Raw genomic sequence first — 18,168 nt, forward strand, 5'->3', positions numbered from 1 at the left:
CGGAAGATGATGCTTTATCAGAAACTGGCCCGGCCGGTCCTGTTCCAGGTCGGCCGGGGCGATGCCGAGACCGCGCACGAGACCACGCTGCGCTGGCTCTCCCGCCTGTCCTTCCAGCGGCAGGCCCGTGACGCGCTCATCAAGCTCAACCAGGTGAGCGCGCCCGTCACCGTCGCCGGGATCCGGTTCCCCAACCCGATCGGCCTGGCCGCCGGGATGGACAAGAACGGCATCGCCGTCGGCGCCTGGCCGGCCCTCGGCTTCGGCTTCGCCGAGATCGGCACCGTCACCGCCCAGCCGCAGCCGGGCAACCCGAAGCCGCGGCTGTACCGGATGCCGAAGTCCGAGGCCTTCGTCAACCGCATGGGCTTCAACAACGACGGCGCCCAGGCCCTGGCCGCCCGGCTCGCCGCCGCCCCGCCGGTCAACTGCCCGCTGGGCATCAGCATCGGCAAGTCCAAGGCCGTGCCGCTGGAGGCGGCCGTGGAGGACTACCTGCACTCCATGCGGACCCTCTACCCGTTCGCCGACTACCTCGCGGTCAACGTCTCCTCGCCGAACACGCCGGGCCTGCGCAGGCTCCAGGACGCCGACGCGCTCGGGCAGCTCCTGGGAGCGCTGCGGGCCGAGGGCGAGCGCATCGCCGCGGGGAGGCGCCCGCACCCGGTGTTCGTCAAGATCGCGCCCGACCTCACCGAGTCGGCCATCGGCCAGCTCCTGGAGGTGTGCCTCGCCTCCGGCGTGTCGGGCGTGATCGCCACCAACACCACGCTCGGGCGCGACGGCGTCGAGCCCAGCGAGGACGCCGTGGCCGCTCAGCCCGGCGGCATGTCGGGCAGGCCCCTGTCGGCCGTCTCGCGGGAGATCGTGCGCTTCGTCCACCGCGAGACGGGCGGGCGGCTGCCGATCATCGGCTCGGGCGGCGTCATGACGCCCGACGACGCCGACGCCATGTTCGACGCCGGCGCCAGCCTGGTCCAGATCTACACCGGCCTGGTCTACAGCGGGCCGTCGCTGGTCCGGCGGAGCGCCCGCCGCCACAAGCGCCGATCCACCGGACGCCGCCGCGCCCCGGTCGGCCACCGCTCCTGAAAGCCCTATCCTCCGAGAGGAAACAACCGTGTCCGCAACCAAGGATTTCGGCGCCCGAGCCCACCACATGTTCGCCACACGTGGTCCGCTCTGCGCCGGAATCGACCCGCATAGCGCCCTGCTCCAGCACTGGGGCCTCGACGACGACCTCGCCGGAGCCGAGCGCTTCGCGCTGACGATGGTCGAGGCCTGCGCCGGCAGCGTCGGGTTCATCAAGCCGCAGTCGGCGTTCTACGAGCGCTTCGGCTCGGGCGGCGTCGCGCTGCTGGAGCGGGTCATCGCCGAGGCCCGCAAGACCGGCGCCCTGGTGATCCTCGACGTCAAACGGGGCGACATCGGCTCGACCATGGCCGCCTACGCGAGCGCCTACCTCGACCCGGCCTCGCCGCTGGCCGTCGACGCCATCACCGCCACCCCGTTTTTGGGGACCGCCTCCCTCCAGCCGGCCTTCGACCTCGCCGCCGCCCACGGCAAGGGCGTGTTCGTGCTCGCCCGCACCTCGAACCCCGAGGGCAAGCAGGTGCAGCTGGCGAAGCGCCGCGACGGCAAGTCGGTGGCCCAGGGGATCATCGACGAGCTCGCCGCCATCAACGGCGACGCCGAGCCGCTGGGCTCCCTCGGCGTGGTCATGGGCGCCACCGTCGGCGCCTGCGCCACCGAGGGGGAGGCCAGGCTGCGTGAGTCGACTTACGGAATCACCCACACGACGGTCCAACAACGTGACACTGCTCACGATCTGTCGGAATTCAACGGACCTATCCTGGTTCCGGGCATGGGCGCCCAGGGAGGGCGCCCCAGTGATCTACCGCGCGTCCTCGGACCCGCCGTGAACTTCGCAATTCCGTCCTATTCAAGGCAAATCGCGCAGCCGGGGCCCGCCGTGGCGAGCATTCGCAGCACCGTCGAGGCCTTCCAGGAGGAGTGCCGGGCCGCCACCGGGGAGTGATCGCCGAGGGCCCCGGCCGAATTGCCCCACCCCCGGTCGCAGGCGTGTCGGTAGCTGGGGTTACCTTTCCCGAGCTGGGTATGCTTTGGCGATACCAGCACGTCAAGGTCCAGAGGGACGAAACCATCGACTGCAAGGAGACCCCGTGCCGCTCCCTAAACTGACACCGGAACAGCGCGCCGCAGCCCTCGAGAAGGCCGCCGCCGCCCGCAAGGCCCGCGCCGAGCTCAAGGAGAAGCTGAAGTCGGGTGAGACCACCCTGGAGGAAGTCCTCAAGTCCGCCGCGACCGACGACATCTCCGGAAAGATGAAGGTCTCGGCCGTCCTCAAGGCCCTCCCGGGCATCGGCGACAAGCGCGCGCTCCAGATCATGGAGAAGCTCAAGATCGCCGACTCCCGCCGCCTCCGCGGGCTGGGCGAGCACCAGCGCGCCGCGCTCCTGGATGAATTCAAGGGCGACCAGGCCTGATCTCGAGTAGTAGTAGTCGAGTGAGCATCGAAAGACCGCACACGGCCCCGGCCCAGCGCCTGACGGTCCTCTCCGGCCCGTCCGGGGTGGGCAAGGGCAGCGTCAAGGCTCTCATCCAGGAGTACTACCCGTGGGTCTGGCTCTCCGTGAGCTGCACGACCCGCAAGCCGCGCCCGGGTGAGGCCGACGGCGCCGACTACCACTTCGTGTCGACCGACCAGTTCGAATCGATGATCGCCGCGGGGGAGTTCCTCGAATGGGCCTCCTACGCGGGGAACCTGTACGGAACCCCCCGCGGCCCCGTCGAGCGCCAGCTGCACGCCGGACTGCCGGCGCTGCTGGAGATCGAGCTCCAGGGCGCCCGCCAGGTCCGCCTGGCCATGTCCGAGGCGCAGCTGGTGTTCCTCGCGCCCCCGTCGTGGGAGGAGCTGGTCCGCCGCCTGACCGGACGGGGCACGGAGGACGCGGCCACCATCGAGCGCCGGCTGGAGGCCGCGCGGTCCGAGCTCGACGCCGAGGCCGAGTTCGACCACACGATCACGAACGTCTCGATCGAGCAGGCCGCCTCCGAGCTGGTGGAACTGCTCGGCACTCCGGCAGGCACCACCTCGGCGATGCTTGCGAGCCGTAAGTGAGCCGAGTGGTGCTCGCAAGCCGTAAATGAGCAGGCTCAGCGGTGCTCAAGCCCGTAATGAGTTGAGCTGGTGCTCGCGCCGCAAAGCGGGCCGTGCCGCTGCCCGCAAGCGAGCGGTCGCCGCGAGCGGTGAGTTAGTCCGGCCACGGCGATGCGCCCGCGAGCCGCGAAGCCGCCCGCTCTGGGTTACGCTTGCTCATTGCCGACCGAGCCGCCATCACACGGCGCTCGCGAGCCGCAAACGAGTTCCACAGCCGACTCCGCAAGTCCGGAGCCGTCTGAACCGCAAGACGCACACGAAGGAAGACACGTGTCAGGGACTGTCGCCGACCCAGTCGGCATCACCAACCCGCCGATCGACGACCTGCTCGAGAAGAGCCAGTCGAAGTACCAGCTGGTGATCTACTCGGCCAAGCGGGCCCGCCAGATCAACGCCTACTACTCGCAGCTCGGCGAGGGCCTGCTCGAATACGTCGGCCCCCTGGTCGAGACCACGCCCGAGGAGAAGCCGCTGTCGATCGCCATGCGCGAGCTGGACAAGGGCCTGCTCGAGACGAAGGCCTTCGACGACCCCGAGGCTTAGGGCCCGGATTGAACGTCGTCCTCGGCGTGTCGGGCGGCATCGCCGCCTACAAGGCCTGCACACTGCTCCGCCTTCTCAAGGAGGCCGGTCACGAGGTGACCGTCGTTCCCACCGAGGCGGCGCTCAATTTCGTCGGTGAAGCCACCTGGGAGGCCCTCTCGGGCCGCCCGGTGGCTTCCGGCGTGTTCTCGGACGTCTCGGACGTCAAGCACGTGCGGCTCGGGCGTCAGGCCGACCTCGTGGCCGTCGTCCCGGCCACCGCCGACCTGCTCGCGCGCGCCGCCGCCGGACGCGCCGACGACCTGTTGACCTCCACACTCCTGACGGCCACCTGCCCCGTCGTCTTCGCGCCCGCGATGCACACCGAGATGTGGCATCACGCCGCGACGCGGGCGAACGTCGCCGTGCTGCGCGAGCGGGGCGCCCACATCATCGAGCCCGACTCGGGCCGCCTGACCGGCGCCGACACGGGCCCGGGCCGCCTGCCCGAACCCGAGGCGCTGTTCGCCCTGCTCAAGGGCTTCTTGTCCCGCCCGTCACTCACCACCACCCGAACCGGAGCGAACGCTGAGCCGAACACCAGCCAGCGCGATCTCGTCGGCCGCCGCGTCCTCGTCACCGCCGGAGGCACCCGCGAGGCGATCGACCCGGTCCGCTTCATCGGCAACCACTCCTCGGGCCGCCAGGGCGTCGCGCTCGCCGCCGCGGCCGCCGCCCGCGGCGCCGAGGTCACCCTCATCGCCGCGCACATCGACACCGCCCTCCCGGCCGGGATCGAGGCGCACCGCGTGGAGACCACCGGCCAGCTCTACGACGCCACCGTCAAGGCCGCCGCGGGCGTCGACGCCGCGGTCCTGGCCGCCGCACCCGCCGACTTCCGGCCGAAGCACACTTCGGAGCGCAAGCTCAAGCGCGACGGTGACGTCGATCTCGCCTTGACCTCCACCGCCGACATCGCCGCCGCGGTGGGGGAGCGCAAGCGCGACGGCCAAGTCCTGGTGGTCTTCGCCGCCGAGACCCACGACGGCCCCGAGCACGCCCAAGCCAAGCGCGCGAAGAAGGGCGCTGACCTGGTGGTGCTCAACGACGTCTCGGGCGGTGCCGTGTTCGGCGCCGCGGAGAACTCGGTCACCGTCTTCGACGAACGTGGCGTGGTCGACTCGATCGCGGGCGCCGGCAAGGAATCGGTGGCCGACGCCATCTGGGACGCCGTCGCGGCGCGCCTCCCGGCTGGTGGACTGGGCTGAGACCGCCTGGGGCCGACGCGCCGAGTTGGTGCGATGATCTGGAACGCATAGACTTGTGAGCTGCGAAGTCAGTCGAATAGCGCCGCTGCGCGGCGTGGATGTGTGTTGAGGAGTGCCGTGGCACGTCGCCTGTTCACCTCCGAGTCGGTCACCGAAGGCCACCCGGACAAGATCGCCGACCAGATCTCCGACGGAGTGCTGGACGCCCTGCTGACGCAGGACCCGGCGAGCCGTGTCGCCGTCGAGACGCTCATCACCACCGGGCAGGTCCACGTGGCCGGCGAGGTGACGACCGCCGCGTACGCCGACATCCCCCGCATCGTGCGCGACACGATCCTGAAGATCGGCTACGACTCCTCCAAGAAGGGCTTCGACGGCGCCTCGTGCGGCGTCAACGTCTCGATCGGCGGCCAGAGCCCCGACATCGCCCAGGGCGTCGACAAGGCGTGGGAGTCGCGTTTGGACACGACCGACCACGACCAGCTCGACCTCCAGGGCGCCGGCGACCAGGGCCTGATGTTCGGCTACGCCTGCCGCGAGACCCCCGAGCTGATGCCGCTGCCGATCGCCTTGGCGCACCGGCTCTCCCAGCGGCTCACCGAGGTCCGCAAGGACGGCACCGTCCCGTACCTGCGCCCGGACGGCAAGACCCAGGTCACCGTCGAGTACGACGGGCTCCGGCCCGTACGACTGGACACTGTGGTCGTCTCCAGCCAGCACGCCCCCGACATCTCGCTCGACTCGCTGCTCGCGCCCGACGTGGCCGAGCACGTCATCGCGCCGGTCGTCTCGGGGCTCGACCTCGACACCGACGGCTACCAGCTGCTGGTCAACCCGACCGGCCGCTTCGAGATCGGCGGCCCGATGGGCGACGCCGGGCTGACCGGCCGCAAGATCATCGTCGACACCTACGGCGGCTACGCCCGCCACGGCGGCGGCGCCTTCAGCGGCAAGGACCCGTCGAAGGTGGACCGCTCGGCGACGTACGCCGCCCGCTGGGTGGCCAAGAACATCGTCGCGGCCGGGCTCGCCGAGCGCTGCGAGGTGCAGGTGGCCTACGCGATCGGCAAGGCCAAGCCGGTGAGCGTCGCCGTGGACCCGCAGGGCACCGAGACGGTCGACCCGGCCCGGATCGAGCGGGCCGTGCGCGAGGTCTTCGACCTGCGCCCGGCGGCGATCATCCGCGACCTCGACCTGGTGCGCCCGATCTACTCCAAGACCGCCGCCTACGGGCACTTCGGGCGTGAGCTCCCCGAGTTCACCTGGGAGTCCACCGGCCGCGCCGCGGCACTGAAAGAGGCCGTGAACTAGGCATCCGAGCGGTGCCGCCCGCATCCCGCGTCTCGGCGCGAATCGTCGGCGGCACCTGGTAGAACTGCTGTATGTCCCCGTCTCCAGCGATCGCAGCGGTATGCATCGACCGGCCGCTGCCGCAGCTGGACCGGCTCTTCGACTACCGCATTCCCGAAGACCTCCAGGGCCTGGTGCGCCCCGGCTGCCGCGTCAGAGTCCGATTCGGACGGCGCAAGATCAGCGGCTACGTCATCGGCCTCAAGCACACCTCCGACTTCGACGGCAAGCTGCTGTGGCTCTCCGAACTCGTCTCGCCGCAGCCGGTTCTCACGCCGGAGGTGGCACGCCTGGCGCGGGCCGTGGCCGACCGCTACGCCGGCACGCTCACTGACGTGCTGCGCCTGGCCGTGCCGCAGCGGCGCAAGAAGGTCGAGGACGAAGAGCCGGGCGAGGCGCGGCCGGTGACCGCACCGGCCGCGGTGCAATGGAAGAGATATATCGCAGGCGATGCATTCCTGCGCGCGCTGCGCGCCGCGAAGTCACCGAAGGCGGTGTGGAGCGCCCTGCCCGGCGAGGACTGGCCCACCCGGCTCGCCGAGGCCGCCGCCACCACCGCGGCGGCGGGCCGCGGGGCGGTGCTCGTGGTGCCCGACCAGGCCGACCTCGACCGGCTCGACGCCGCCCTCGGCGCCGTGCTCGGCCCCGACCGCCACGTGACGCTCTCGGCACAGCTGGGGCCCACCAAGCGCTACCGGGCGTTCCTGCGCGCCGCCAGAGGCGAGGTCCGCATCGTCGCGGGCACCCGCGCGGCCGCCTTCGCGCCGGTCGCCGGCCTCGGGCTGGCGGCGATCTGGGACGACGGCGACGAATCCCACGTCGACCGCCACGCGCCCTACCCGCACGCCCGGGAAATCCTGCTCACCAGGGCCGAGCTCGCCGACGCGGCCTGCCTGGTGGGCGGCCACGCCCGCACGCCCCAGGCCCAACTGCTCGTCGACGCCGACTGGGCCGCCGAGGTCACCGCGTCCCGGCGCGAGATCCGCTCGACCGCGCCGCGCATCGTGCCGGTCGGCGACGAGTCCGACATGGCCCGAGACCCGTCCGGCGGCACTGCGCGGCTTCCCACGGTCGCGTGGGAGGCCGCCAAGGCCGCGCTCGACCGCGAACTGCCGGTGCTGGTGCAGGTGCCCAGGAGAGGCTACGTTCCCGCCGTCTCGTGCCAGCGCTGCCGTGCCCGCGCGGTGTGCCCGCACTGCTCGGGGCCGCTGCGGCTGCCCGGCGCCAGGAGGGCCCCGGTGTGCGGCTGGTGCGGCAGGGCCGCCGAAGACTTCCGGTGCCGCGAATGCGGTTCGAACCGCGTGCGCGCCAGGGTCATCGGTGCCGAGCGGACCGCCGAGGAGCTCGCGCAGGCATTCGGCGCCACGGTCGTCGAGTCCACCGGGGAGCGGCGCCTCGACGTCGCCCCCGCCGGGCGATCGGTCGTGGTGGCCACGCCGGGAGTGGAGCCGCCCGCACCCGAGGGCTACGGGGCGGTCCTGCTCTTGGACACGTGGGCGCTGCTGACCCGCGCCGAGCTGACGGCCTCGGAGGAGGCGCTGCGCCGCTGGATGCACGCGGTGGCGCTCGCCCGTCCCGACGCGACCGCCGTGGTGGTCGCCGACGGGGGGCTGCCGGTGGTGCAGGCGCTGATGCGCTGGGACCCCGGTTGGCACGCCGCCCGCGAGCTGGCCGAGCGGGCCGAGCTCGGCTTCCCCCCGGTGATGAAGATGGCCGCCCTGACCGGACCGAACGGCGCCCCCGAGAAACTGGCGGCCGACCTTCCACCGGACCTGGGCGCCGAGGCCATCGGCCCGATTCCCGTCGACGAGGCGAGCGAGCGCCTCCTGCTGCGGGTCCGCCGCCGCGACGGCGCGGCCCTCGCCGCGGCCTTGGCGGCGGCGAACGCCGCCCGGGCCGCCGAGAAGGCCGAACCGGTCAGGATCCAGATCGATCCCCGCGAGATCCTCTGACGGGTCCTCCAAGGAGGTCAGCGTTCTCGACTCCTGCGACCACGACCCCGTCGTGGACCGGTCGGGCGAGCTTGGGGCCGCGTTCGTCCCGTTCTTCCCGCTGTCGTTCGACCCCGATGCGCTGCCGGGGCCGGCGGCGATCGCCGCCGACCGGGGCGCCACCGTCGGCCAGATCGCGCTGGCCTGGCTGCTGCACCGAGCGACGGCCGCCGTCCCGATCCCGGATACGACCTCCCTGGGCCACTTGGAGGAGCACCTCGCCGCGCTCGAGATCGAGCTGTCGGAGCGGGAACCGGCCGTCCTGGACCGCCGTGGGGGAGCGGCGGCGGCCTAGCGCCCGCCCGGGCCGCTTGAACGAGTCCTGAGCGGTGCGCTCGCGGGCATCGGTCGTGCCAGAGTGTCGGGTTTCTGCGTGGTCTCGCGCCTCAATTGATGCAATCGGGGTACCACCCGCTTGTAGAGAGGCGAGACCATGCAGAAGATCGTGACCAATCTCTGGTACGACGGCGACGCCGAGGACGCTGTCAACTATTACTGCTCGCTGTTCGATGACTCCAGCATCACCAGCGTGCAGCGCTACGGCGAGGCGGGACCCGGCGAGAAGGGCACGGCCATGCTCGTCAACTTCCAGCTGGCCGGCCAGCAGTTCACCGCCATCAACGGCGGCGGCGACTTCCACTACACCCACGCCATGTCCCTGCTGGTCAACTGCGATGGCCAGGAGGAGGTGGACCGCCTCTGGGAGGCGCTGATCGACGACGGCGGCCAGGAGGTCGAGTGCGGCTGGCTCAACGACAGGTACGGCGTTCCCTGGCAGATCTGGCCCCGGCAGGCCGAGGACCTGATCGGCGGTCCCGATCCCGAGGGCGCCGACCGCGCCATGCGGGTCATGCTCGGCCAGCGGAAGATCGTCATCCAAGAGCTCCAGGACGCCTACGACGGCAGGTGAACGGCGCCCTTCCTCGCGCAGAGGGCAGGTTATAGGATATAGGAATACACTGTGAAGTTATAGGCTATAACAAGCTCCCTGCGCAAGGGTCGATCGCGTCGCCCTGTCGCGGTCGCGATGCCGAGACGCTTTCCCCGCGTGCGGCGACCTCCGCTGAGTGTAGGTTATAAGTTATATCCTTCGACGCCTCTATGTGCGGGAGCCGGTCAAAGGCTCTTCGAAGTCGGGCGGGCCGCGTATTCACCTCCCGCGCGCGAACCGTTCGCGATCACCTCCGCACGCGAGACTCACCTCCCGCGCGCGAGCCGTTCGCGGTCGTGGTCGCGATTGGTGGTCGCCATGGCTCACCTCCCGCGCCCGCGAGAGTCGTTCCACCCGACCTCCCCATCTGCCAGCTCGCCGTATGCACCTTCCGCTCGCGAGCCGATTCAAGCCGGCCCTTGAAGCGTCCGGCACGGTGCTCACCTTCCCCCGCGCGGGGGAGCCGGTCCGCTCCCGGGAGGGAAGGCCTGGGCCGCCGGGCGGTGGAGACTGGCGGCATGACCGAGCGCCGCTGGCACAATGACCTCATGCGTCTGCTCGCCCCGCTCTGGTCCCGGGCCACCTACCGCGGGTGGATCTGGGTGATCCTGGGCGGGGCGCTCATGATGCCGTTCATGATGGTCGGCGCCGTCGGCTACAACTGGTGGCGCCCGTACTCCGGTTTCAGCGGCGTCCTCGAACCCGGCGTCTTCCTCGCGGTGCTGCCGCTCGTGGCCGCCGTCTCCCTCCTCCTGCCCGATCGGGAGATCGAGCGCACCGCTGCCCGCCGGCTGCTCGGCGCCCGCTTCGAGTCGCCGGTCGAGGACGACTCGTGGAACTCGCGCTGGCGCACCGGCTGCTGGTTCACCCTTCACGCCGCCGTGGGCGGCGTCCTGTCGGGCGTCACGCTCGCGTTGGTGCCGTTCGTGGCCTATCTCCTGATCGCCGGCGTCGACGGCTCCGAGCCGCTGCAGGCGATGCCCGAGCGGCTGCCGCCGCGGTGGGGACTGCTGCTCGGGCCGCTGTTCCTGGCGTTGCTCGTCTGGCTCGTGGCCGCCGCGTCGGCGGGGATGCGGCGCCTGGCCCCCCTCCTGCTCGGCCAGGGCGCGGCCGACCGCCTGGCGGGCGCCCGCGCCGAGGCCGCCCGGCTGGCCGCCCGCAACCGCATCGCGCGCGAGCTCCACGACTCGGTGGGCCACGCCCTGTCGGTCGTGGTCGTCCAGTCCGACGCCGCCGCCCGCCTCATCGAGGCCGATCCCGCGTTCGCGGCGAGGGCCATGGCCGCGGTGGGGGAGACCGCGCGCGGGGCGCTGGCCGAACTCGACACGGTGATCGGCGCGCTGCGCGAGGACGGCGGCGCCCGCCGCGCCCCGCAGCACGACCTGGGCGACCTCGAGACCCTGGCCGATGAGTGCGGCGTCGAGGTGGAGCTGCGCGTCTCGGGCGACCTCGCGGCCCTCGGCCGCCTGGCCTCGCGCGAGGCCTACCGGATCGTGCAGGAGGCGCTGACGAACGTGCTGCGCCACGCCGACCGGCCCGAGGCCGTCGTGGAGGTCGCCGTGGGGGAGGGGCGGGTGCGGATCGCCGTCGACAGCCCCTCGGCGAGGCCGCCGCGTCCGGGCCGCCACGGGCGCGGGCTGATCGGCATGGGGGAGCGGGCGGCCGTCGTCGGCGGCGCGGTCCGGGCCGGGCGCGAGGGCGGGCGCTGGCTCGTCCGCGCCGACATCCCCTTGGAGGAGACCACTGAAAGGGCTGACGATGGACATGCCGCTGCGCATAGCGCTGATCGATGACGAGGAGCTCATCCGCTCCGGCTTCGCCGCCATCATCGGCGCCGAGCCGGACCTGGAGGTGTCGGCGCAGGGCGCCGACGGTGTCGACGCGGTCAACATCGCGCGCGCGGGGAAGGCCGATGTGCTGCTGATGGACGTGCGCATGCCGACCGTGGACGGCATCGAGGCGACCGAGCGGATCACCGCCGAGGTGAGCGAGCGGCCGAAGATCCTGGTGGTCACCACGTTCGACAACGACGACTACGTGTGGCAGGCGCTGCGGGCGGGGGCCGACGGGTTCCTGCTCAAGCGCACCAGGGTGGAGGATCTGCTCGCGGCGGTGCGGCTGGTGGCGCGCACGGACGCGCTGCTGTTCCCCGAGGCGATCCGGCGCCTGGCCGCGGTGTCGGCCAGGCAGTCGGGGCCGCGGCCGGGCATCGCCGACCTGAGCGAGCGCGAGCGCGAGGTCCTCCAGTTCGCGGCCAAGGGGCTCTCGAACGCCGAGATCGCCTCGCGGATGTTCCTGGGCCGCGAGACGGTGAAGACCCATCTGAGCAGCGTCTACACCAAGCTCGGCGTGCGCGACCGCACGCAGGCGGTCATCGCCGCCTACGACTCCGGCCTCGTCTGAGCATCCGGTCATGACCCCGGGCCTCCCGGCCCGGGGTCGCTTCGTGCTATGGTTCATTAGTCAAGTAATGAACCCCTTGACCAATGAACCAGTACGGCAGCGCCCGCGCGGCCGTCAACCACCAAGGAGGCGAGATGTTCGATGACGGCACGCCGATCTATCGGCAGATCGCCGACCAGATCAAGGCCGAGATCCTCAACGGATCACTCGAGCCGGGAGGAAAGGTCATGTCGACGAACCAGTACGCGTCGTTCTTCCAGATCAACCCGGCCACGGCGCAGAAGGCGTTCCGGGACCTGGTCGACGAAGGCATCCTCTACAAGCAGCGGGGCGTCGGCATGTTCGTCGCCGACGACGCCCGCGACCGACTCGCCGGCGACTTCCGCGCCCGCTTCTTCGACGACGTCCTCAAGCCGCTCGTCCGCGAGGCCCGCCAAGCCGGGATCTCCCTGTCCGACATCATCGACTACCTCAAAGCCCAGGAAGGAGCCCTGAAATGAGCTTCTCCGTCAGTCTGCGGGACGTGACGCTGAAATACGGCGACACCGAAGCCCTCTCCGACGTCACCCTCACCCTCGAGGCCGGCAAGATCCACGGCCTCCTCGGCCGCAACGGCGCCGGCAAGACCACCCTGCTCAGCCTCCTCGCCGCCTTCCGCAGGCCCACCAGCGGCGAAGTCCTCGTCGACGGCCGCCCGGTGTGGGAGAACGTCGACGTGGTCTCCCAGGTCGCCCTCGTCCGCGAAGGCGGCGACTTCGACGACACCGACACCGTCAAGTCCTCGATCGAGACCGGCGAGCTGCGGCCCTCCTTCGACCTCGAGTACGCCCTCAAGCTCGCCGAGCGGTTCGAGGTGCCGCTCGACAAGAAGGTCAACCAGCTCTCGCGTGGCAAGCGCTCGGTTCTGGCCGCGATCTGCGGCCTGGCCGCCCGCGCGCAGCTGACCATGTTCGACGAGGTCCACCTCGGCATGGACGCGCCCACCCGCGACGCGTTCTACAAGGAGCTGCTCGATGAGTACATGGACCGGCCCCACACCGTCATCCTCTCCACGCACCTGATCGACGAGGTCGCCAACTACCTCGAAGGCGTCGTCATCGTCGACAAGGGACGCATCATGCGCCACGAGGACGTCGAGGCCTTCCAGGGCATGGGCGCCACCCTGACCGGACCGGCCGACGCGGTCGACGCCGTCGCCGCCGGGCTCGAGGTGCTCGCCGAGCAGCGCCTGGGCGGCACCAAGAGCGTCACCGTCGCGGCCGCCCTCGGCGCCGCCGAGCGCGAGCGAGCCTCGGCCGCCGGTGTCGAGATCGGCCCGGTCGGCCTGCAGGACCTCTTCATCCACCTGACGACCCCACGCCCGTCGCCCCACCCGCACCCCGAACCGGAGAAGGCGAAGCCCTCGCAATCCAAAGACGACCGGACGGGAGCCTGAGATGCCCAACACCGTCACCCTCGCCGGGCGCCGGTACGCCTTCGGCCTCAACCTGTTCCCCGCGACCGTCAAGTACTTCGCCGGCTGGATCCTGGCCGCGGTCGTCCTGGCCGCGATCGTGCCGCTCATCGTCTCGCAGTGGCGCTCGGTCGACATCTCCGCGTGGTACATCGCCGCCAACGCCGGCAAGTACCTCATCGCGATCATCATCGGCGGATTCGTGCACACGCTGCTGCCGATCATGGTCGCCCAAGGGCTGACCCGCCGCGAGTTCGCCACCGCGATGGGCATCTTCGGCCTGCTGTGGTCGCTGTTCACCGGCGTGATCGCCATCGCCGGATTCCTCGGCGAGCGGGCGTACTTCAGCGCCATGGACTGGACCCAGGCCGTCGGGCAGGACGACCCCGGAATCGTGCTCCGCTCCGTGGGCGAGGCGCTCGACTTCGCCAAGCTCTACCCGCTGTCCTACGTGCTCTACGGTACCGCGGGCGCCCTCCTCGGGGCCGCGATCTACCGCTCCGACAGCGGCTGGCTCGCCATCCTCCCCGTCGTCCCCGTCACGCTCGCCGTCGACGACGCCATGTCCCACGCCGGGGCGTGGGGGCCGTCGTGGCTGGTCCAGTTCACCTCCGTCGTCACCGACTCGTGGGGCGACTGGGGCGCCGCCGCGGCCGCCGTCGCCGCGATCGTGATCGGCGCCTGGGTCGCCCGCCGCATCATCATCGACTCCCCGATCCGCTCGAAGCAGGCATGACCATGAACACGACACTCGCGCACCGCCCTTATCGGCTCTGCATGCGGCTGTTCACCCGCACCGCCCGCTCCTTCCTCTGGTGGCTCGTCATCGGCATCCCGGTGACGTTCGCGATCACGATCGTCTTCGGCGACGCGATCGAGATCGGCGCCTGGACCATCGCCGCCTCGGTCTTCCAGTGGTTCGTCGCCGTCTCCGCGGGCATGGTGATCCACCTGATCCTGCCGACCCAGATCGCCACCGGCCTGACCCGCCGGGAGATCACCACCGCGATCGGCATGTTCGGCGCCCTGCTGTGCGCCGCCAGCGTGCTCATCGTCGCCGCCGGGTTCCTCGCCGAGCACGCCATGCTCGCCGCGCTCGACGCCGACCCCGCCCCGCTCGGCGAGACGCTGGCGCATGCGGCCCGGTACCTGCTGATCACCCCGCTGTACTGCAGTGTCGGCCTGGCCATCGGCGCCGCCGAGATCCGCATGCGTCCCGGCGGCTCCTTCCACGGCTTCGTCCAGGTGCCGGCGATCCTCGTGATCGCCGGGCTCCTGGGCGTGGCGTGCATGTGGTTCGAGTACTCGCCGGCCTGGTCCGACACCTGGTCCGCGGCCTCCTCGGTGGCCTGGACCGGAGCCGGACTCGCCTTCCTCGGCGTGATGGCCGCCGCGTTCGTGCTGCTCATGCGCGGTATGCCGGTGCACCCGAAGCGGGCCTGAGCCATGGGACTGCTGGGAGCCGACGTGCCGGTGGTCGCGGTCGTGCTGGGCGCGTGCGCGGCCGCCGCCGCGGTCGCGGCCCTCCTCCTGGCGTCGGGGCCCACCGTCGGCGGCGGGCCGCGCGCCACAACCCGCACCGACCCCTCACCCGACCGCTCCGGCGAGTGGGACACTGGAGCACGGCCAGTGCAAGCGTCGAGAGGTCAGCACATTGTCGATCCAGCCCATCCGCATCTACGGCGACCCGGTCCTGCGCACCGCCGCCGAGGCAGTCGACACCTTTGACAAGGAACTGCGCGGCCTGGTGAAGGACCTGCTGGACACCATGCGCGACGAGGGCGGCGCCGGGCTCGCCGCCCCGCAGCTGGGCGTCGGCAAACGGGTGTTCACCTTCGACGTCGACGACGTCGTCGGCCACATCGTCAACCCGGTCCTCGAATTCCCCGACGAGGAGGAGCAGGACGGCCCCGAAGGTTGCCTGTCGCTGCCGGGCCTGTACTTCGACACCGTCAGGCGCCAGAACGTCGTCGCCAAGGGCTTCAACGAGTACGGCGACCCGCTCCAGATCGTCGGCACCGGCATGATGGCCCGCTGCCTCCAGCACGAGACCGACCACCTCGACGGCATCGTCTTCATCGACCGGCTCGACACCGACCGCCGCAAGGCGGCCATGGCCGAGATCCGCGCCCAGGACTGGTATAACGACGACGTCAAAGTCAAAGTCTCGCCCCACGACACCAAGGGCGTCTTCTTCAAGTCCTGACCCAGCGTTCCCGAAGGAAGGCCGAGCTTGTCCATCCAGCCAGTGCGCCTGTACGGCGACCCGGTCCTGCGCACCCGCGCCGCCGACGTCACCGCGTTCGACGATCGGCTGCGCCGCCTGATCGACGACCTCCACGACACCCTCGACGACCAGCGGGGCGCCGGGCTCGCCGCCCCGCAGATCGGCGTCGGCCTGCGCGTGTTCGTCTACGACGTCCAAGGCCGCCGGGGCCACATGGTCAACCCCGTGCTCGAACTGCCCGACGAGGAGATCCAGACCGGCGGCGACCTCGAAGGCTGCCTGTCGGTGCCCGGCGGGCTCTACTACCCGCGGGCGCGCCGCCAGCGGGCGATCGCCCGCGGCGTCGACCTGCACGGCGATCCGATCGAGATCCGCGGCGAGGGGTTCATGGCCCGCTGCCTCCAGCACGAGACCGACCACCTCGGCGGGCGGCTGTTCATCGACCGCCTCGACGCCGACACCCGCGCCGAGTTCCTGGCCGACCTCGAACGGCAGGACTGGTACCGGGACAGCCGGACGAGCGTCCACACCGACCGAGACGACAGCAGGGGCGTGTTCTTCAAACCATGAGGCTGCTCTTCGCGGGCACCCCGGAGGTCGCCGTGCCGACCCTGGAGGCGCTCAACGCGTCCGACCATGAGCTCGTCGCCGTCTTGACGAGGCCCGACGCGCGCACCGGGCGGGGCCGCAAGGTCTCGCGCTCCCCGGTGGCCGCCTGGGCCGACGAGCGCGGCATCGAGGTGCTCACTCCCGCCAAGCCGCGGGAGCCGGAGTTCCTGGAGCGGCTGCGCGGCCTTGAGGTCGACCTCGTGCCGGTGGTCGCCTACGGCGCGCTCGTGCCCCCTGCGGCGCTCGCGATCCCGCGCCTGGGCTGGATCAACCTGCACTTCTCGCTGCTGCCGGCCTGGAGGGGCGCCGCCCCCGTCCAGCACGCCGTGCTCGCCGGGGACGAGATGACCGGCGCGTGCGTCTTCCAGCTGGAGGCCGGGCTCGACACCGGGCCGGTCTACGGCCGCCTCACCGAGCCCATCGGTGGCCGCGACACCGCGGGCGACCTCCTCGAACGTCTCGCCTCAGCCGGTGCCAGGCTCACCGCCGACGTCGTCGACGGCCTCGCCGCCGGAGCGCTCCAGGCCGAGCCGCAGCCCGAGGACGGCGTCTCCTACGCCCCGAAGATCACCGTCGAGGACGCCCGCGTCCGCTGGGGCGACCCGGCCTTCGCCGTCGACCGCCGCGTCCGCGCCGTCACCCCCGCCCCCGGGGCCTGGACCGAGTTCGCGGGCGCGCGTCTGCGCCTCGGGCCGGTGACCGTCGACCCCGACGGCCCCGCGCTGGAGCCCGGGGAGGTCGCCGTCGCCAAGCGCAGCGTCCACGTCGGCACCGCCACCGACCCGGTGCGGCTCGGCGAGGTCCAGCCCGCCGGGAAGCAGCGCATGGACGCCGCCGCCTGGAGCCGCGGCCACCAAAGCGCGAATCCGCGGTTCGCATGAGCGGGCCGAACCCGCGCCGCGTCGCCTTCGACGCCATCCGCGCCGTCAGCGCCGAGGACGCCTACGCCAACATCGCGCTGCCCAAACTGCTGTCGGCCACCGGGCTCGAAGGGCGCGACGCCGCCCTGGCCACCGAGCTGACCTACGGAACGCTGCGGAGCCTGGGCACCCTGGAGGCGATCCTGGCCGCCGCCTCCGGCCGCGACCTCGACGGGCTCCAGGCCGACCTGGTCGACGCGCTGTGCCTCGGCGCCTACCAGCTGCTGTACACGCGCGTGCCGGTGCACGCGGCCGTCTCGACCACCGTCAGCCTCGTCAAGGCCGCGGTGAGCCCGCGCGTGTCGGGCCTGACCAACGCCGTCCTGCGCAAGGTCGCGGCGCGCGACCTCGACGGCTGGACCGCGCACCTCGCCTCCGGCGACCGCATCGCCGACCTCGCGCTGCGCCACGCGCACCCGAAGTGGATCGTCGAGGAGTTCGACGCGATCCTCGGGCCCGACGAGCTCCCCGACGCCCTGGCGGCCGACAACGTCGCGCCGCCGGTCCACCTGTGCGCCAAGCCGGGACGCATCGACCGCGACGACCTGGCCGCGAAGGCCGGCGGGACGCCCGGGCGCTGGTCGCCCTACGCGGTCTACCTGCCCGGCGGCGCCCCCGGCAGGATCAAGGCCGTCGCCGTCGGTCGCGCGAGCGTCCAGGACGAGGGCAGCCAACTCGTCGCCACCGCACTGGCAAACGCTCCCATGGACGGCCCCGACACCGCCTGGGTCGACCTGTGCGCCGGGCCCGGCGGCAAGACCGCCCTGCTCGGCTCGCTCGCCGCCCAGCGCGGCGCCGCCGTCGACGCCGTCGAGCTCGCGCCCCACCGAGCCGACCTGGTCGCCAAGGCCGCCCAGGGATTGCCGGTCACCGTCCACACCGGCGACGGCCGCACCTTCGGCACGAGCGGCAGCGCCGACCGGGTCCTGGTCGACGCCCCCTGCTCGGGGCTCGGAGCGCTGCGCCGCCGCCCCGAGGCGCGCTGGCGCAAGCGGCCGGGCGACGTCGACGACCTGTCCCGTCTCCAAGGGGAGTTGTTGGCCTCGGCGCTCGACGTCGTCCGCCCCGGCGGCACCGTCGCCTACGTGACCTGCTCGCCGGTGCGTGATGAGACCGTCGGGGTCGTCGGCGACCTCCTCGGCCGCGGGGGAGTGGAACTCCTTGCGCCCCAATGGATCACCGATTCGGTGCCGGAATCGGCGCGGGAGGGTTTCGTCCAGCTGTGGCCCCAGCGGCACGGCACCGACGCGATGTTCCTGGCCCTGCTGCGCCGCACCGCCTGAAATTCATTCGACGAATATTCGACACCCCCT

The 18,168-nt window shown here is 71.7% G+C and carries 20 protein-coding genes; all 20 read left to right on the forward strand.

The window, feature by feature from the left end; genetic code table 11:
- Positions 1-9: 9 nt before the first annotated feature.
- A complete protein-coding gene (locus tag H613_RS24635; RefSeq protein ID WP_051393011.1) occupies positions 10-1,092 on the forward strand; it encodes a quinone-dependent dihydroorotate dehydrogenase in 1,083 nt (360 codons plus the stop codon).
- A gap of 28 nt (positions 1,093-1,120) precedes the next feature.
- On the forward strand, positions 1,121-2,038 hold the full coding sequence (pyrF, locus tag H613_RS0105830) for an orotidine-5'-phosphate decarboxylase (protein ID WP_245598480.1): 918 nt from the start codon (positions 1,121-1,123) through the stop codon (positions 2,036-2,038).
- 145 nt (positions 2,039-2,183) lie between these two features.
- The gene (mihF, locus tag H613_RS0105835) at positions 2,184-2,507 is read left to right on the forward strand and encodes an integration host factor, actinobacterial type (protein WP_026923082.1); all 324 of its coding nucleotides are present in this window, start codon (positions 2,184-2,186) and stop codon (positions 2,505-2,507) included.
- A 20-nt stretch (positions 2,508-2,527) separates the two neighbouring features.
- Positions 2,528-3,142 (forward strand): guanylate kinase, encoded by a 615-nt coding sequence (gmk, locus tag H613_RS24640; protein WP_156925845.1) that lies wholly within the window; start codon positions 2,528-2,530, stop codon positions 3,140-3,142.
- Positions 3,143-3,451: 309 nt separating this feature from the next.
- On the forward strand, positions 3,452-3,724 hold the full coding sequence (gene rpoZ / locus H613_RS31635) for a DNA-directed RNA polymerase subunit omega (RefSeq protein WP_026923083.1): 273 nt from the start codon (positions 3,452-3,454) through the stop codon (positions 3,722-3,724).
- Between the two features lie 8 nt (positions 3,725-3,732).
- A complete protein-coding gene (gene coaBC / locus H613_RS0105850; RefSeq protein ID WP_026923084.1) occupies positions 3,733-4,971 on the forward strand; it encodes a bifunctional phosphopantothenoylcysteine decarboxylase/phosphopantothenate--cysteine ligase CoaBC in 1,239 nt (412 codons plus the stop codon).
- 117 nt (positions 4,972-5,088) lie between these two features.
- A complete protein-coding gene (gene metK, locus H613_RS0105855) occupies positions 5,089-6,282 on the forward strand; it encodes a methionine adenosyltransferase (protein WP_026923085.1) in 1,194 nt (397 codons plus the stop codon).
- A 104-nt stretch (positions 6,283-6,386) separates the two neighbouring features.
- The gene (locus H613_RS0105860; RefSeq protein ID WP_035736587.1) at positions 6,387-8,273 is read left to right on the forward strand and encodes a primosomal protein N' family DNA-binding protein; all 1,887 of its coding nucleotides are present in this window, start codon (positions 6,387-6,389) and stop codon (positions 8,271-8,273) included.
- Positions 8,274-8,325: 52 nt separating this feature from the next.
- Positions 8,326-8,607, forward strand: a complete 282-nt coding sequence (locus H613_RS0105865) for an aldo/keto reductase (RefSeq protein WP_026923087.1) — start codon at positions 8,326-8,328, stop codon at positions 8,605-8,607.
- Positions 8,608-8,745: 138 nt separating this feature from the next.
- Positions 8,746-9,222 (forward strand): VOC family protein, encoded by a 477-nt coding sequence (locus tag H613_RS0105870; protein ID WP_026923088.1) that lies wholly within the window; start codon positions 8,746-8,748, stop codon positions 9,220-9,222.
- A gap of 539 nt (positions 9,223-9,761) precedes the next feature.
- The gene (locus tag H613_RS24645) at positions 9,762-11,036 is read left to right on the forward strand and encodes a sensor histidine kinase (RefSeq protein ID WP_051392997.1); all 1,275 of its coding nucleotides are present in this window, start codon (positions 9,762-9,764) and stop codon (positions 11,034-11,036) included.
- The gene (locus H613_RS0105880; RefSeq protein WP_026923089.1) at positions 11,008-11,646 is read left to right on the forward strand and encodes a response regulator; all 639 of its coding nucleotides are present in this window, start codon (positions 11,008-11,010) and stop codon (positions 11,644-11,646) included. The genes H613_RS24645 and H613_RS0105880 overlap by 29 nt, the downstream gene beginning before the upstream one ends.
- Positions 11,647-11,729: 83 nt before the next feature.
- Complete coding sequence (locus tag H613_RS0105885; RefSeq protein WP_245598481.1) at positions 11,730-12,146, forward strand: GntR family transcriptional regulator; 417 nt, start codon at positions 11,730-11,732, stop codon at positions 12,144-12,146.
- A complete protein-coding gene (locus H613_RS24650; protein WP_051392998.1) occupies positions 12,143-13,081 on the forward strand; it encodes an ATP-binding cassette domain-containing protein in 939 nt (312 codons plus the stop codon). Before H613_RS0105885 ends, H613_RS24650 begins: the two co-directional genes overlap by 4 nt.
- Before the next feature lies 1 nt (position 13,082).
- Positions 13,083-13,835, forward strand: coding sequence for a hypothetical protein (locus H613_RS0105895; protein ID WP_026923091.1), 753 nt, complete (start codon positions 13,083-13,085; stop codon positions 13,833-13,835).
- Between the two features lie 2 nt (positions 13,836-13,837).
- On the forward strand, positions 13,838-14,542 hold the full coding sequence (locus tag H613_RS0105900; RefSeq protein ID WP_156925846.1) for a hypothetical protein: 705 nt from the start codon (positions 13,838-13,840) through the stop codon (positions 14,540-14,542).
- Positions 14,543-14,753: 211 nt separating this feature from the next.
- Entirely contained in the window at positions 14,754-15,305 is a 552-nt protein-coding gene (def, locus tag H613_RS0105905) for a peptide deformylase (protein ID WP_026923093.1), read from the forward strand.
- A gap of 27 nt (positions 15,306-15,332) precedes the next feature.
- Positions 15,333-15,896: a peptide deformylase gene (gene def / locus H613_RS24655; protein ID WP_035736332.1), complete on the forward strand. Its 564-nt coding sequence runs from the start codon at positions 15,333-15,335 to the stop codon at positions 15,894-15,896.
- Positions 15,893-16,816, forward strand: a complete 924-nt coding sequence (gene fmt, locus H613_RS0105915) for a methionyl-tRNA formyltransferase (RefSeq protein WP_026923094.1) — start codon at positions 15,893-15,895, stop codon at positions 16,814-16,816. The genes def (H613_RS24655) and fmt overlap by 4 nt, the downstream gene beginning before the upstream one ends.
- The gene (locus H613_RS0105920; protein WP_084546395.1) at positions 16,774-18,138 is read left to right on the forward strand and encodes an RsmB/NOP family class I SAM-dependent RNA methyltransferase; all 1,365 of its coding nucleotides are present in this window, start codon (positions 16,774-16,776) and stop codon (positions 18,136-18,138) included. The genes fmt and H613_RS0105920 overlap by 43 nt, the downstream gene beginning before the upstream one ends.
- Positions 18,139-18,168: the final 30 nt, after the last annotated feature.

This window comes from Glycomyces arizonensis DSM 44726 (genome assembly GCF_000482705.1).
GTDB classification, from domain to species: domain Bacteria; phylum Actinomycetota; class Actinomycetes; order Mycobacteriales; family Micromonosporaceae; genus Glycomyces; species Glycomyces arizonensis.